The following is a 17,155-nucleotide window of genomic DNA, read 5'->3' on the forward strand; positions in this document are numbered from 1 at the left end:
GTTATATTTTGTTGTTTGCTAATAAAACGGCTCGTACACTTTTGTGTTCTTGAAGTAATGTCGCAGCCAAATCATATTCGATGTTTAGCTCCTCCATAATCATTTTGATAGCTCTTTTTACCAGTTTTTCGTTAGACAATTGCATGTCTACCATTTTGTTTCCTTTTACCTTTCCTAATTTAATCATGACCGAAGTCGAAATCATATTAAGGGCTAATTTCTGAGCAGTACCGGCTTTCATTCGGGTGCTGCCCGTAAGGAATTCCGGCCCTGTAACAAGTTCAATCGGATAATCGGCTTCGCGGGCAATAAGTCCCGTGCTGGTGCAGGAAATACTTCCTGTTTTGACCTTGTTTTCTTTTGCTTTTTTAAGACCGCCCAATACGTAAGGAGTGTTTCCCGAAGCAGCAATTCCGATAATAAAGTCCAAACTCGAAATCTGATATTTTTCTAAATCTTTCCAGGCCTGATTTACATCATCTTCCGCATTTTCAACCGCTGTTCGGATAGCGGTATCACCACCGGCAATAATACCAATGATCATGTCGGGCGGAACACCAAAAGTAGGAGGGCACTCAGAAGCATCTAAAACACCAATTCTGCCCGAAGTTCCGGCGCCTATATAAAACAATCTTCCGCCAAGTTGCATTTTTTTGACAATGGCTTTTACCAATTTTTCAATCTTCGGAATTTGTTGTTCTACAATTTGAGGTACTTTCCGATCTTCCGTATTAATGTTCGTAAGCAGTTCCAGAACACTCATTTGATCTAAATCTTGATATAATGATTCTCGTTCCGTTTCAGGGTTTTTATCTTTCATACTAAATGAATTAAATTTAGGGAATAAAAGCCAAGGGAATTCGTTTGAAATGCCTTGGCTTTTTGAGTATTATATTGCCGGATCAGCAGGAGTGTTGGTATTGTTATTTCTTTCCGAATCCGGATAGGGATACCAATTACGATTTCTTTCGGCTCCGGTAAGGCCGGCACCCGTACGATTAAATCTTCTGCTGTCTTCCAGTTTTAAACTTGACATGTACATTTCGATACAACGGTTTCTGTAGATTTGTTCCAAAACAGCATCTTTGGTAACTGCTCCGGCATAAGGAGGTAAGTTGGCTCCAATTCCGTAAGCATCTGTTGCGGTGGTTTTTGTCAAAACTTTATTTAATTCGATAATAGCTTGAGGTACATTGTCTTTTCTTGCGTAGGCTTCTGCTTTTAGAAGCATCATTTCTCCCGGTAAATAAACCGGAATCGCTTTTGTATTAGTATCAAAGAAACCTGTAGCCACTGTAGGATTTGAACCCGGTTTGATGTAAAAGTTTAATCTTTCGTCTGAAGCATTAGGGGTTAGACTTGCCGGTAATCCTAATGTTAAATTAACCGGTTGAAAAACATTGTTAGTCGTAATTGAAATAAAAGCAATCGGATTGTTGCTGATGACATCAAATCCAAAAACCGATTTTACGTTTAAGTCAACCAATCCGGCATATTTTAAAGCATTGTCATTATCGCCTGTCATCATATACATTCTGGCCAAAAGCGCATAAACGGTATTTTTATAATTGATCGTATTGACCAAACCTGCAAAACCTGTTGCTTTGTCTAAGGAAGGTTCTGTGGCTTTTAAATAAGCAATTGCTGCATTTAAGACTTCGGTTCTGGTGTTGAAAGCCGCATTTTTTTCGGTTCTCAAAGGAACGTTCTGAAAATACTGTACCAAGGTAGAAAGTGCTAAAGCTTTAAAAATAGAAGCATGCACCAAGACACTTGCTCTTTCTGTTTCTGAAGTCAGTACATTCACGTTGTCGAGTATTTTTTGCGATTCAGAGTTTATGATCAGACATTGGGACCAAAGGTTATTTACAACCGTGTTTTTGGTTGATAAAACTTCGCCACCGATAGAAAGTTCTCCTTCATCAACATTTCCGGCATTTAGTAATCGCAATTCCAATGTAGTGAATCCGTTGCCTGTTACTGTATTGTACACAGGGCTTATTCTGTCAATTGTCCAAAGTTGTTGCAAACCATTTGAGGCGCCAATAATTCCGTCTCGGGTACTTAAAACCATATTTTGTGATGGTTTTGTCGGGTCTAAATACTCTTCGTTGCAACTCGTAAAAAGTAGGGCAAGACTTACTATAGGGATGAATATCTTTTTCATGATGTTTTCTTTTTTAATTAAAATTGAAATTTCAATGCTACTGAATAACTGCTCGGAATTGGCACCGTACCAAAGTTGTACTTCGCTACAGAAGACTGTCCGCCGGAGTTGGTTTCCGGATCAAAACTGGTGAAATTGTCCCAGGAAATTAAGTTTCTTCCACTTGCAGTTACCGTCAAATCATCAAAAAAGCTGTTTAATTTTCCAAACGAATAATTAAGCGAAACCTCTCTTAGTTTCAGATAGCTTCCATCAACAACTCTGAATTCTTCAATATTATAAACCGACCAGATATACCCACGAGGCAATTCGCCATTAAGCTCTTGTGCTACAATGGTTCCTGATCCTACACCTTGTCTGGTTCTGTAATCGGCATCAAATACATCACCTCCCTGAACCCCGTCAAAAAGAATCGAGAAACCAAATTTTTTGTAGTTTAAATTCGCTCCAAACGAAATGATATAATCCGGATTCGGATCTCCGATTTCTTTGTTTAAAATTGTCCCCTTTGGTTGTCCTGAAGGATCACGCTGTGGTGTTCCGGTATTTACATCTCCTTTTTCGGTTTGTGGATAACCGGTTGGTGTAAGTAATAAACTTCCGTCCGGATTTCTGGCAAAATAAGTGCCGTAGAAAATACCAATTGGTCTGTTCATTTCAACAAAAACAGGCGCTCCGGCAAGGTTGCTGTCCAGTTTAAAACGCTGTTGAGGTAATCCGGTTACCTTGTTGCGGTTGCTGCTAAAATTAACGAATACGCCAACAGTCAGATGTTCTTTTTTGATAACATCGTATCTAAGATTTAATTCAAAACCTTTATTGTTCATTTGACCAATGTTCTGAATTGTATTGGTTGCTCCTTGTGAAGCCGCCAGTTGCACCGGTAAAAGCAAATCTTCGATATCGGCATTATAGTAACTAAAAGATAAATTTAAACGATCTTTTAAGAAACCAAAATCCCCGCCGACTTCATAAGTAGCACTTCTTTCCGGTTTCAAATCCAGATTTCCTTGTTTGAAACCTTCGAGTGTAAAGGTGGTATTACCAAGAAGTGTTCCTGTAGAATAGTTCGTAAAACGCGCATAAGGTCTGATCGCGGTTAAACTTCCCGATTTTCCCCATGAAGCTCTCAAACGGGCCGTACTCAGTACGTTGTCTATGTGCTGCATAAAAGGCTCGTCAGAAAGGACATAACTCAAACTCGCTTTTGGATAAAACTGAGACCTGTTGTCTTTAGAGAAAATAGTCGAAGCATCTTGTCTTCCCGCCAAAGTAAGGTACAGCTTTTCTTTGTATCCAATTGTTTCCTGTAAATAGTACCCCCATAAATTGTATTTGGACTGACTGGCGCTTGGTGAACCTGCGATTAAGGTATTAAAAGCGTTAATGGATTCAACAAAAGGTTTTAAGTTACGACCTTCAATAGCAGCGAAGTTGTCTCTGTAAGTTTGAATGTTGTAACCTCCAAAAGTGGTTGCTTTCCAGTTCGAATTAACGTTCCAAACATATCTTAAGTTCAAATCATTATTAAATTGAACCACTCTATTAGTAGCTTCCGAAACATAACCATCGTTATAATAAGCAGGATTGACCACATAAGGATATCTCGGAATGTACACATTTCCTCTTTGATTGTAATTGTCAATACCAAAAATCAAATCGGCATTGAAGTTTTTAAAAGGAACATAGTTCAATTGCAAATCAGAAATAATACGATCTGTATTTTGTTTGATTTTAAAAGTCTCTATAATTGACAAGGGATTAATTCTGTTTGGATCTACAGCCAATAAGTTTCCGTTGTTGTCTCTTTGATTGATATCATAGGTGTTGTTTGTAATATTTATGGAGTTTATTGGGCTCCAAAAAACGTTTCCGTCCGGTTTTTCATTCGAAGCCGAATTCACATAATTTAAACCCATTGTAGCCGATAGTTTAGAATTAAAGTCATGTTTTAATCTAATCTTGGCACCACCTCTTTTAAAATCAGTGTTTTTTACGATTCCTTCGTTTGTTAGATAACCTAACGAAGCAAAGAATTTCGTTTTTTCGTCACCACCCTGGGCAGAGAAATAAGTATCTGTACCAATTCCGGTGGTGAAAATATCATCTTGGTAATCGTAACGTTGTACGTCTATCGTTCTGGTCTCTAAATTTCTGCTCAGTACATTTACGGTAGTTGGACTTGCCGGATTTCCCTGAATTGGGAAAAGAGCTGGAGAAGCATTTACGAATTGTTTGTTGGATAGATTTACGTCTACTTTTTTGCGTATGGTATTAGAAGTTAAACTGGTCGAAAAAGTATATCTCGTTTCTCCTGCAACTCCCTTTTTGGTCGTGATAAGAACCACTCCATTTGCCGCTCTTGAACCATAAATGGCTGCCGCAGCACCACCGTTTAAAACTTCAATGCTCTGAATGTCGTTCGGATTAATATCTGCTGATCTGTTTTGACCAATTTGCATGTTCGAGTTACCTGTCGTAACATTTAGATTGGTAACGTTTGTTGTGGCATTGTTTAATACCACACCATCAATAACATATAAAGGATCTGAAGAGCCTAATATAGAAGACGTTCCTCTCAGTTTGATGCTAAATCCTCCTGCAGGATCTCCTGAGTTTTGAGAAACCTGAGCTCCCGCAATTTTACCTTGCAGGGCAGTCGATAAACCTCCGGGTTGTGCCTTTACTAAATCTTCTGCTTTGATACTGGTTACAGCATTCCCCAGCTCTTTTCGGGTTGCACGTACGGTTGATCCTAAAACTACAACTTCAGAAAGTGTGTTGAGTTCTTCTTTCATTTTGATGTTTAAGGAAGTAGTGGCTGAGGTAACTTTAATTGTTTTTGAAGCAAAGCCAATAAAACTGAAAATCAAATTGTCATTTTCGTTTGCGGCAATGCTAAATTTTCCGTCTAAATCGGTGATTGCACTTTTGGAAGTTCCTTCAATAAGGATCGTCACGCCGGGTAAAGGAAGGTTGTCGGTTGTACTTATAATAGTACCGGTTACCGTTTTCGTCTGTGCAAAAAGTGGCTGCGCAAACAAAAGAACTCCAAATAAAATAAATAGTAGTTTTTTCATTTTAAGGTTTTTTGGATTGGTTAGAGAGTTGAAATGTATAAATTATTTTGGTAAATTGCAAATTTATGCGTTAAATTTTGTTTTTGTGTAAAATAACGCATAATAATGCAAACAGTTTTCGATTTTTTTATATCTTTACATTTCCTTTTTGATTTAAAAGAGACTTTTCTTTTAAGAGGATTCTAATAGACTAAGTTTTATATTTGAAAAAAAATCAGAGTAAATGTTGAAACGAGAAAGACATCAGTACATCATGGATAAATTTCAGGAAACTGAAAAAATTAATACCATCGACCTAGCCATTGAACTTCGTATTTCTGAGGACACCATCCGAAGAGATTTTAATGAACTTCATAATAAAGGATTGATTAATAAGGTGTATGGTGGCGCTTTTCTGGTGAAATGCAACTCCAAAAACGTTTTCGATATTGCCATAATCAACGAAGAAAAGAAAATAGTTGTAGGTCAAAAAGCCTTGCCTTTTTTAAAAGAAGGACAGGTAATCATCATGAGTGGTGGAACTACAAACCTGTCTTTTTGCAAATTAATTCCAATAGATTTTTCGGCTACCATATATACGTATAGTCTCCCAATCGCGATGCAATTGTCGCAGCACCCCAATATTGAACTGATTTTTATAGGTGGAAAACTGCAGAAAAACGCAATGGTGACCATTGGTATCGATGTGGTGCACGTTTTGTCTAAAATCAAAGCTGATATTTGCTTTTTGGGCGTCAGCAGTATTGACGAAAATCAAGGACTTACTGAAATGGGCTATGAAGTATCAGTAGTTAAAAAAGAAATGATCAGAGTTTCTGAAAAAGTGATTGCCATGGCAACCTCCGATAAAATTAACGGAAAAATGATGCACAAAGTCTGCGGTTTAGAACAACTACATGCCGTAATTACAGATTTGAATCCCAAAAGCCCTAAGGTTAAAAACTTTGTTGAGGCCGGGGTTACTGTTTTGTAGGTTTTTATGGTGCTGAGGTGTAGAGGGGTAAGGTTTTTTTAACGTAAAATAAAGCAAATGTACAGCTTGGAAACTTGGTTTTGCGCGTTAAAAATTTGTTTTTAATGAAAAAAACTCAGAACCTCAAAAAGAAGTATTTTTGTAGTTTAGAATAGATAATAAATCAAGATTTTATGTCAATACATAAGGAGTTACAGCAATTATCAGAATCATTAGAAGGCACACTTTTATACGATGATCTTCATAAAACGCTTTATTCGACCGATGCTTCGGTGTATAGAATGAGACCAAAAGCGGTGGCATTACCTAAAACCAATGAAGATATAAGTAAGCTGATTCGGTTTGCGGCGCGACATAATGTTTCGATTACGCCCAGAACTGCCGGAACTTCTTTGGCAGGACAAACCGTCGGTGACGGAATTGTGGTTGATGTTTCTAAGAATTTTACCAAGATTCTGGCTTTTGATCCGATTAAAAAAACGGTTACCGTACAGCCTGGTGTGATTCGGGATGAATTAAATTTATTTCTAAAACCTCACGGTGTATTTTTTGGACCCAATACTTCGACTTCAAACCGATGTATGATTGGTGGAATGGTCGGGAATAATTCTTCCGGAACAACTTCGATTCGATACGGCGTAACCCGTGATAAAATTGTAACTATTAATGCAATTTTGAGTGATGGTTCCGAAGTGGTTTTTAATGAAATTACCTCTGCAGAATTTATCGAAAAGACCAAAGGTGATACGTTAGAAAATAAAATATACAAAAATATTTTCGAAGAACTCTCCGATAAAGCGGCGCAGCAGGAAATTATAAATGAATTTCCAAAACCTGAAATACACAGAAGAAATACGGGTTATGCAGTAGATCTTTTATTAAAATCGGATTTGTTTGGAGGAACAGAGCCTACGATTAATCTGGGGAAACTGCTTTGTGGAAGTGAAGGGACTTTAGCTTTTACCACGCAAGTCACGCTAAAAGTAGATGATTTACCGCCAACGCAGAATATTATGGTGGTGGCGCATTATCACAGCATTCAGGAATCTCTGGAATCTGTTGTGGTGGCAATGAAACACCATTTGTACACTTGCGAAATGATTGATGATATTATTTTAGAATGTACCAAAACAAACAGAGAGCAAGCCAAAAACAGGTTTTTTCTGGTGGGAGAACCAAAAGCGATTATGATGTTTGAGTTGGCTTCTCACAGTATGGAAGATGCAGAACTACAAGCTGAGGCTCTAATTGCTGATTTAGCGAAAAATAATTTTGGTTATGCTTCTGTAAAAATTTACGGAGCAGATATAGATAAAGTTGTTGATTTAAGAAAAGCAGGTCTTGGACTTCTAGGAAGTATTGTTGGTGATGATAAAGCAGCCGATTCTATTGAAGACACAGCGGTAGAATTGGGTGATTTGCCCAATTATATAGCCGATTTTACGGCGATGATGGAGAGATATGGACAAAAAGCAATTTATTATGCACATGCCGGAGCAGGAGAATTGCATTTGCGTCCCGAGCTTAATTTGAAGAAAAAAGAAGACTTGGTTCTTTTTAGAACGATTGCAACCGAGGTAGCTATTTTGGTAAAGAAATATCGCGGTTCCTTGAGTGGTGAGCATGGCGATGGTATGGTGCGAGGAGAGTTTATTCCATTTATGGTGGGAGAAAAAAATTATGAGTTATTAAAAAGGCTCAAATTGGCTTTCGACCCTAATTCAGTTTTGAATATCGGAAAGATTGTAAACGCTCCTAAAATGGATGAAAATCATCGTGTAGTTTCGGGCAGAGTAGAACCGGATATTAAAACGTTTCAGGATTTCTCAGACAGTTTAGGGATTTTGCGTGCTGCCGAAAAATGTAACGGTTCCGGAGACTGTCGAAAATTGCCATCGGCAGGAGGAGCAATGTGTCCGAGTTATCGCGCCACAAAAAATGAAAAAGAAACAACACGTGCCAGAGCCAATGCACTGAGAGAATATTTGACGTATTCTGAAAAAGAAAACAAATTTGATCAAAAAGAATTATACGAAGTTTTTGAGTTGTGTGTGAGCTGTAAAGCCTGCGCTAGTGAATGTCCGAGTAATGTTGACGTCGCAACTTTGAAAGCGGAATTTTTATACCAATACCAAAAAGCTAACGGATTTTCGACCCGAAATAAGATTTTTGCCCACAATGCAAAATTGAATAAAATGGGAAGTGTCTTTCCGTCGATTACGAATTTTATTTCGAATCAATCTTTGGTCAAAAAAAGCATGGGAATTGCTCCCGAAAGACAAGTCCCATTATTAGCCAAAAAAACGTTCAGGAAATGGTACGACAGTCAGAAATCAAAAAGCAACGATTTTCCGAATGGGAAAGTGTATTTGTTTAATGATGAATTCACCAATTATTACGACGTTAATATCGGAATCGATGCTTTTGAACTCTTAACTAAATTAGGGTATGAAGTTCTGGTTGTAGCTCATGAAGAAAGTGGTAGAACCTATCTGTCTAAAGGTTTCCTCGAAGAAGCCAAAAAGATCGCCAATATAAATGTTGGGATTTTTAAAGAATTAGTTTCAGAGGACACACCGTTAATCGGAATAGAACCTTCGGCAATTTTGACTTTTAGGGATGAATATTTGCGTCTGGCAGATGATAAAGAAAGTGCTGCTAAAGTGTCTCAAAATGCATTTACAATTGAAGAATTCTTTAAAAAAGAAATTCTAAAAGGGAAAATTACAGCCGATTCCTTTTCGGAAGAGAAAAAAGAAATCAAGATTCACGGGCACTGTCATCAAAAATCATTGAGTTCAATCGAGGCTACGTTCGCGATGCTGAATCTGCCGAAGAACAATCTGGTTACGATTTACAATTCGGGTTGTTGTGGTATGGCGGGATCTTTTGGTTATGAAAAAGAGCATTATAAAGTAAGCATGCAAATGGGAGAAGACACGCTATTCCCAAAAGTACGCTCAACAGCCGAAAATGTAAAAATAGCAGCTGCAGGAACAAGTTGTCGTCATCAAATCTACGACGGAACAAACCGGGAAGCACAACATCCGGTGAGTATTTTGAAGAGCTGTCTGAAGTAAAAAAGTTAGACACGAATTGCACGAATTTTCACGAATTGGAATTTTTAGTTTGCGTAATTGATGGTGAAAAAAAAGTTAGACACGAATTGCACGAATTTACACGAATTAAAATTTTTTAAATTCGTGATGAGAAAATATTTTACCACAGATGCAAAGGATTAAAAGATTAAATAATCTGTGGGAATCATTTTAACCAGTGGCGAAAAAAATAATTCGTGTAATTCGCGGCAAATAAATCTGCCAAATCTGCGTGAAAAAATATTTAGCCACAGATTAAAAAGATTAAATAATCTGTGGGAATTATTTTAACCAGTGGCAAAAAAAATTAGTAAAAATTCGTGTAATTCGCGGCAAAAAAATCTGCCAAATCTGCGTGAAAAAATATTTAGCCACAGATTAAAAAGATTAAATAATCTGTGAGAATCATTTTAATCAGTGGCAAAAAAATAATTCGTGAAGATTAATACAATTTGTGGCGAGAAAGAATCCTAAATCAGTTCGAATCATTTCAATAAGTGGCAAAAAAACAATTCGTGGAAATTCGTGCAATTTGTGTTCAAAAAAAGAATCACGAAACCCAAATAAAATAAAATCGTTTTATATATTTGATTTCAGGATAAAATTTGCATTATTTGTAAAATAAAAGCATAAAGTCCGAAATATATTAATTTTTAATCGTAAAACCTTATATGGCATTTTCAAGTTTATTTCGAAAAAAAACAGTACAGGAAATTCTAAAACAAGTTGCAAAAAATGATGCAGACGGTCATAATGCATTAGGTAAACACTTGACTGCTCGTGACTTAACCGCTTTTGGTATAGCTGCAATTGTTGGAGCAGGAATTTTTAGTACAATCGGTAAAGCCAGTGCCGATGGAGGACCAGCAGTAATTTTTCTATTCCTTTTTACAGCAGTTGCCTGTAGCTTTGCCGCTTTTGCTTATGCAGAGTTTGCATCGATGGTACCGGTTTCAGGAAGTGCTTATACGTATTCTTATGTTGCTTTTGGAGAAATTATAGCCTGGATAATTGGCTGGGCGTTAATTATGGAATATTCGGTCGGGAATATAACCGTCGCCATATCGTGGAGTGATTATTTTACAGGACTCCTCGCCAGCGGAGGCATTCATCTCCCGCAATGGGTTCAAATGGATTATTTGACCGCCTCAAACGGCTTTAATAACGCAACAGCTTTAATGCACAGCGGAAAAACATTCGAGAACTTAGAACCGGCTTTACAATCGGCTTATACGGCCTGGAATACTTCTCCGGTCTTATTTGGTTCTTTTCACTTCGTAGCCGATCTTCCGGCTTTGTTGATTATTATTTTAATTACAGCATTGATTTACCGCGGAATGAAAGAATCCCGTAATGCGAGTAATATTATGGTTGTTGTAAAACTTTGCATCGTGCTTCTGGTTATTGCAGTTGGTATATTTTATGTAGATACAACCAATTGGCATCCGTTTGCACCAAATGGAGTAAGTGGAGTACTAAAAGGAGTGTCAGCAGTATTTTTTGCTTATATCGGTTTTGATGCCATTTCTACAACTGCGGAAGAATGTAAAGACCCACAAAGAGATTTACCACGCGGAATGATGTGGGCTATTATCATCTGTACCTTATTATACATTGCAATTGCTTTGGTTCTGACTGGAATGGTGCGTTATAACGAATTAAATGTTGGTGATCCGTTAGCATTTGTATTCGAGAAATTAGACTTAAAATGGATGTCGGGTATTATCGCCGTAAGTGCGGTAGTAGCAATGGCAAGTGTTTTACTGGTTTTTCAAATGGGTCAACCACGTATCTGGATGAGTATGAGTCGTGATGGATTGTTGCCAAAACGTTTCTCAAAAGTGCATCCAAAATTCAAAACACCTTCTTACGCTACTATTGTTACCGGTTTTGTGGTGGCAGTTCCAGCTTTGTTTCTGAATCTTACTATGGTAACAGATTTATGTAGTATTGGAACCTTATTTGCATTCGTTTTGGTTTGTGCCGGAGTTTTGGTTTTACAAAACAAACCGGAGATCCCGAGAGGGAAATTCAAAACGCCTTATGTCAATTCACAATATATAATGCCGGCTTTTTTAGCGATCGGATTGATTTTTGCTTTTGGATATAATAAAAAAGCAACAATGAGTTTTATTACAAATGAAACTCAAATCAATAGTTCGGCTGATATTATTACGTCACTTGATAAAAATGATTCCGAAAAAGTTTTCAATTATCTGAAAAGTATAGATGTTCAGAATAAAACTTCTGAAACATCCGATTTAGAGCATTTATTGAGTCAATACCAAGATGATGAAGTAAAATATGCTGAGGTTGTAAAAGGTTTGCCAATCAATGATTCCTTAAAATACGAAAGTGGATTAAGTTTATTCAAACACAAAATTCCAATGTGGATTTTCTTATTGGTTTTAGGTGGATTAACGGTATGGGCATTCAGACAAAAACTATCATTGATCCCGCTTTTAGGTTTAATCTGTTGTTTGTATATGATGGCCGAATTGAGTGTTTGGAACTGGATTTATTTCACAGTTTGGTTGCTTATTGGTCTTTGTATTTACTTTGGCTTTAGTAGAAAAAACAGTAAATTGAATTTGGTAGAAAAAGTGTAATAATTCATTAGTTCTAAGATATAAATGAAAGCCGTTCTGATTGTTAAGAACGGTTTTTTTGTTGCCACGAATTTGCACGAATTAATTTTTTTGCCACTGATTAAAATGATTAGCGCAGATTATTTTTATATGGAATCTGTTTAAATCTGCTAGATCTGCGTGCGGTAAAAATGACTAAGTATTTTTTCACGCAGATTTAGCAGATTTCATTTTGCCACGAATTGCACGAATTTGCACGAATTAATTTTTGCCACAGATTAAAATGATTGGCGCAAATTATTTTATATGGAATCTGTTTAAATCTGCCAGATCTGCGTGCGGTAAAATGACTAAGTATTTTTTCACGCAGATTTAGCAGATTTCATTTTACCACGAATTGCCCGAATTTGCCCGAATTATTTTTTAGCCACAGATTAAAATGATTCGCACAGATTATTTTATCATTAAGTTGAAAAAATAAATCTGCTCAAATCTGCTCAATCAGCGTGCAATAAAAAATCATTTTAATCCTTTAAATCTGTGACAAAATATTTTTAAGCAGATTCATTTCCAAAGCAAACAGCAAGAATTTATTAAATTTTAATTTGTGAAAATTCGCGCCATTCGTGGCAACAAAAAAAATCCGCTAAAAGAAGAATCTCCAGCGGATTTAAACAAACTAAAAAAAAATCTTGCAAATTTATTTATAAAGAATTGTTTTGCTTTTATAAGATGTCAAGCTCGACCATGCAAGCTTTCATCATTTCGTAAGTTCTCTGAATATCGTTATCTAAACCAATTGAAAAACGAATTAACCCATCTGTTAATCCCATTTCCGCTTGTTCTTCTAACGGAATTTCACTGGAAGTTGAAGTTCCCGGTGCACTGAAAAGTGTTTTATAAAAACCTAAACTTACTGCCAGGTATCCTAAATTTCTGGTTTGCATCAATTCCATTAATTCATTGGCTTTTTCTAAAGTTCCAACATCAATGGTCATCATACCTCCAAAACCATATTCCGGATTGATCATTGTTTTATATAGCGTATGACTCGGGTGACTTTTTAGCCCCGGATAAACTGTTTTTAAGCCGTCTTTTTCAAACTGATCCGCTAAAAAATGAGCGTTATGACTGTGTTGTTTGATACGGATATGAAGCGTTCTGAGATTTTTCATTACACTGGCAGAGCGTAAGCTGTCCATTGTTGGTCCCAAAAGCATGCTGGCTCCACTGTTAACGTTTTTCAAAGCGTTAATAAACTCTTTAGAAGCACAAGTGACACCACCAACAGTATCGCTACTTCCGTTAATGTATTTCGTTAAACTATGGATTACAATATCAGCACCCAATTTTGCAGGTGAAACAGATAGTGGTGAGAATGTATTGTCAACAACTAATTTTAAATTGTGCTTTTTAGCAATTTTTGCCAAACCAGCAATATCAGCCACTTCAAGTAATGGATTGCTCACGGTCTCACAATACAAGACTTTTGTATTTGAGGTGATGGCAGCTTCTACAACATCTAATTTTGTGATGTCTACAAAACTCGTTTGAATGCCAAAACGAGGTGTGAAGTTTTTAAGGAAAGCATAGGTTCCGCCATAGATGGTGCGGCTGGAAACGATATGGTCTCCCGCACCACATAATTGTAACAGAGTAGGTGTAATAGCACCCATTCCCGAAGCTGAGACATTTGCTGTTTCTGTGCCTTCCATAGCAGCCAAAGCTTGGTCCAGATACAAATTACTTGGCGATGAATGACGGGAATATAAATAACAGCCTTCCATGTTGCCTTCAAAAGTATCAAACATGGTTTTAGCGGAAAGAAAAGTATAGGTAGAAGAATCTGAAATGGACGGATTGACACCACCAAATTCACCAAAATATTGTAAATCCTGAATTTTGTCTGCCGGATTAAAATCGTTCATTAGAGTTATTTTTAAGTTAGTTTTATTTTTTTCAAATTGATTTCTGTCATTGACATTGATCTTTGAAATTGATTCCTACGATTGGAATTATTTTTCAAAATAAATCTATATTAGAAAATAAGTCAATACTTGTTGTTGTAATTAGATTTTAAAACTATAATTATGATTATTTGTAGATTATTTGTTTAAATTTGGTTAATAAATGAAGTTGCAATAGATTTTCTTTCATTCCTAAAAACCTACAAAAAATGACTTTAGACGCTACAGACAAAAAGCTATTGGTTTTGTTACAAACCGATAGTAAAAAGACAACCAAAGAATTGTCCTTAAAGCTCAATCTTTCGGTAACTGCGGTTTATGAACGCATCAAGAAGTTAGAGCGCGAAGGGATTATTAAAAATTATGTGGCTTTGGTCGATAAATCCAGAATCGAAAAAGGGTTTGTAGTTTTTTGTCATTTGAAACTGATTCAACACACCAAAGAGTTTTTAACCAAATTCGAAAGTGAAGTTATTCAGCTCAACGAAGTTTTAGAATGCCATCACGTAAGCGGTGATTATGATTACATCTTGAAAGTACTAGTAAAAGACATGGAGGCCTATCGAGAGTTTTTGGTAACCAAACTGACTTCACTACAGCATATTGGAAGTACGCAGAGTATGTTTATGATTAGTGAGGTGAAGAATTCTACGGTGATTTCTTTTTAGAAGTTGCTGAGGTTCTGAGTTGCTGAGATTCTAAGGTTTAGGGGTAAAGAGTAAGAGGTTAAAGGTTTTTTAAGTTGCTAAGATTTCGAGTTGTTGATATCGCAGGACTTTATTTATGAATTGACTCCAGCTTTAGCTGGAGATTTAAATTAGGACATGGAAAAGGCTTTAGCCAAATTTTGTTTCTGTGTTAAAAGTAAATACCTATGAATTTTTTAGATTGGTATAGTCAGTATTTATCAAGATAATAATATACAGATTATGGAACAGTGGGAGCCAATATCATTTAATGAACTTAGTGATGAAATTCAAAAATCAGAACTTGATTTGAGTGAAGAGTTATCGAATTTTTGGCAATTAATTAAAATTGATCCAATAAAATGGTCTGAGAAAGATTATGGTGATGAAGGAGGAGGTTTTTGGGTAGTAGCTCTCTGTGGGGATAAAATTATTTGGTATAATGATATTGAAGAAGGATTTAATATCTCAAATTATAATAAACTGGGTGAAATCAAGGATTACTGTTGTAATCAAGATGAGCTTAGTTGGGCAGTTGCAAAATTATTTAATTTTATAAAGTTTGGAGAATCTTTGATTCAGCGCACTGGACCCCAGAAATCTTGACATAATTGCTCTTAATTAATTTATGAATAAGTGTTAAGGTTCTACGTTTTTAGGTGCAAAGTAACAAAGGTTCAAAGAGGCAAAGTTTTTTAAGATTCTGAGGTTTTAGACTTTTATCGTAAAACACAAATTTTAAAAACCTGAAACTTGAAACCTGAAACTTGAAACCTGAAACCTGAAACAAAAAAAACACACCACTCCTCCACATAACTCCTAGCGCCCCTTGCAGTTAATCATCCCTCAAATTTCACACAAAAAACATTGTAATTTAAACTTCAGACAAAACTTAATTCCTTAATTTTGTAACCGCTAAAAAAATTTAAATCAAATACTATGAGTTCATTTGACGTAGTCATTATAGGTTCAGGTCCCGGAGGATATGTTTCAGCAATTCGTTGCGCGCAATTAGGTTTCAAAACAGCAATCGTAGAAAAGTATACTTCTTTAGGAGGAACTTGCCTTAATGTAGGTTGTATTCCATCAAAAGCATTATTATCTTCTTCGCATCATTATGCAGAGATTGCTCATTTTGCAGATCACGGGATTGAAGTTTTGGGAGATGTAAAAGTTAATTTAGAAAAAATGATCGCTCGTAAACAAGGAGTTGTAGATCAAACCGTAGGTGGAATCAACTACCTAATGGATAAAAATAAAATTACTGTTTTTAATGGTTTAGGTTCATTCGTTGATGCAACACACATTGCGGTTGCTAAAGCTGATGGAACTTCTGAAACTATTGAAGCAAAATATACTGTTATTGCAACAGGTTCTAAACCGTCTTCTTTACCATTCATCAAAATTGATAAAGAAAGAATCATCACTTCTACTGAAGCTTTGGCTTTAAAAGAAGTTCCAAAACACTTAGTAATTATTGGAGGTGGAGTGATCGGTATCGAATTAGGACAAGTTTATTTACGTTTAGGAGCGCAGGTTTCTGTAGTAGAATTCATGGACAGAATTATTCCGGGTATGGATGGTGCTTTGTCTAAAGAATTGACTAAAGTATTGAAAAAACAAGGAATGAAATTCTACGTTTCTCACAAAGTAAAATCAGTAGAAAGAAACGGCGATGCTGTTGTGGTTCAGGCTGAAAATGCAAAAGGAGAGACTATTACACTTGAAGGAGATTATTCATTAGTTTCTGTTGGTCGTCGTCCGTACACAGATGGATTAAACGCAGACAAAGCCGGAGTAAAAATTTCAGACAGAGGGCAAGTTGAAGTAAACGATCATTTACAAACAAATGTTCCAAATATTTATGCAATTGGTGATGTTGTTCGTGGAGCGATGTTAGCACACAAAGCAGAAGAAGAAGGTGTTATGGTTGCTGAAATCTTAGCAGGTCAAAAACCGCATATTGATTATAACTTAATTCCTGGTGTTGTTTACACTTGGCCGGAAGTTGCTGCTGTTGGACAAACAGAAGAGCAAGTAAAAGCTTCTGGAACAGAATATAAAGTGGGAAGTTTTCCATTTAAAGCTTTAGGACGTGCAAGAGCAAGTGGAGATTTGGACGGTTTCGTAAAAATCATTGCTGATGCCAAAACAGATGAAGTTTTAGGAGTTCACATGATTGGAGCCCGTACAGCTGATTTAATTGCTGAAGCAGTTACTGCAATGGAATTTAAAGCATCTGCTGAAGATATTTCAAGAATGAGTCACGCACACCCAACTTTTGCTGAGGCAATCAAAGAAGCAGCATTAGCGGCTACAGATAACAGAGCATTACACGTATAATTTAGTACGAAATTATATTTGACCGTCAGAATTTACATTCTGGCGGTTTTTTTTGTTTTTTAAAATATTGATTCGTAACTTTATAAGAGAAAATTATTCTTTTTGCTTGGTACAATCTTTATTCAAATAAGGATTTTGGAAACTTCAATAGAGCGAAATTAAATATCCAGAAAATAACCAGATTTCTTGGATTTGATTTTAGACAGAGAAAAAATAAAACTATTATAACTACAGAATTTGTTACAGCATATAC

General features: G+C 36.3%; 10 protein-coding genes. 6 read left to right on the plus strand and 4 right to left on the minus strand.

The genetic code is table 11. From position 1 onward, the window contains the following. Nucleotide 1: 1 nt before the first annotated feature. The 3 genes from murQ to LNP23_RS11100 form a co-directional block, all read right to left on the minus strand. Nucleotides 2–820: an N-acetylmuramic acid 6-phosphate etherase gene (gene murQ, locus LNP23_RS11090; RefSeq protein WP_230004931.1), complete on the minus strand. Its 819-nt coding sequence runs from the start codon at nt 818–820 to the stop codon at nt 2–4. Between the two features lie 69 nt (nt 821–889). Continuing rightward, on the minus strand, nt 890–2,167 hold the full coding sequence (locus tag LNP23_RS11095) for a RagB/SusD family nutrient uptake outer membrane protein (protein WP_230004932.1): 1,278 nt from the start codon (nt 2,165–2,167) through the stop codon (nt 890–892). A gap of 17 nt (nt 2,168–2,184) precedes the next feature. Then, a complete protein-coding gene (locus tag LNP23_RS11100; protein ID WP_230004933.1) occupies nt 2,185–5,247 on the minus strand; it encodes a SusC/RagA family TonB-linked outer membrane protein in 3,063 nt (1,020 codons plus the stop codon). Between the two features lie 223 nt (nt 5,248–5,470). On the opposite strand from LNP23_RS11100, the gene LNP23_RS11105 reads away from it, so the two are divergent. The 3 genes from LNP23_RS11105 (at nt 5,471) to LNP23_RS11115 (ending at nt 11,927) form a co-directional block, all read left to right on the plus strand. Beyond that, on the plus strand, nt 5,471–6,220 hold the full coding sequence (locus LNP23_RS11105) for a DeoR/GlpR family DNA-binding transcription regulator (protein ID WP_230004934.1): 750 nt from the start codon (nt 5,471–5,473) through the stop codon (nt 6,218–6,220). Nucleotides 6,221–6,393: 173 nt separating this feature from the next. Beyond that, nucleotides 6,394–9,300: an FAD-binding and (Fe-S)-binding domain-containing protein gene (locus LNP23_RS11110; RefSeq protein WP_230004935.1), complete on the plus strand. Its 2,907-nt coding sequence runs from the start codon at nt 6,394–6,396 to the stop codon at nt 9,298–9,300. 689 nt (nt 9,301–9,989) lie between these two features. Continuing rightward, the gene (locus LNP23_RS11115) at nt 9,990–11,927 is read left to right on the plus strand and encodes an amino acid permease (RefSeq protein WP_047778234.1); all 1,938 of its coding nucleotides are present in this window, start codon (nt 9,990–9,992) and stop codon (nt 11,925–11,927) included. A gap of 704 nt (nt 11,928–12,631) precedes the next feature. Here LNP23_RS11115 and LNP23_RS11120 read toward each other — a convergent pair. Then, complete coding sequence (locus LNP23_RS11120) at nt 12,632–13,834, minus strand: aminotransferase class I/II-fold pyridoxal phosphate-dependent enzyme (RefSeq protein WP_230004936.1); 1,203 nt, start codon at nt 13,832–13,834, stop codon at nt 12,632–12,634. Nucleotides 13,835–14,082: 248 nt separating this feature from the next. On the opposite strand from LNP23_RS11120, the gene LNP23_RS11125 reads away from it, so the two are divergent. The 3 genes from LNP23_RS11125 to lpdA all read left to right on the plus strand — a co-directional run bounded on the left by LNP23_RS11125 (nt 14,083) and on the right by lpdA (nt 16,902). After that, a complete protein-coding gene (locus tag LNP23_RS11125) occupies nt 14,083–14,541 on the plus strand; it encodes an Lrp/AsnC family transcriptional regulator (protein WP_047778239.1) in 459 nt (152 codons plus the stop codon). A gap of 261 nt (nt 14,542–14,802) precedes the next feature. After that, nucleotides 14,803–15,165 carry a hypothetical protein gene (locus tag LNP23_RS11130; protein WP_230004937.1) on the plus strand — a complete coding sequence of 121 codons (363 nt, stop codon included), beginning with the start codon at nt 14,803–14,805 and terminating at the stop codon, nt 15,163–15,165. 333 nt (nt 15,166–15,498) lie between these two features. Further along, complete coding sequence (lpdA, locus tag LNP23_RS11135) at nt 15,499–16,902, plus strand: dihydrolipoyl dehydrogenase (protein WP_230004938.1); 1,404 nt, start codon at nt 15,499–15,501, stop codon at nt 16,900–16,902. Nucleotides 16,903–17,155 lie beyond the last annotated feature (253 nt).

The organism is Flavobacterium cupriresistens (assembly GCF_020911925.1).
In the GTDB taxonomy this organism is placed as follows: domain Bacteria; phylum Bacteroidota; class Bacteroidia; order Flavobacteriales; family Flavobacteriaceae; genus Flavobacterium; species Flavobacterium cupriresistens.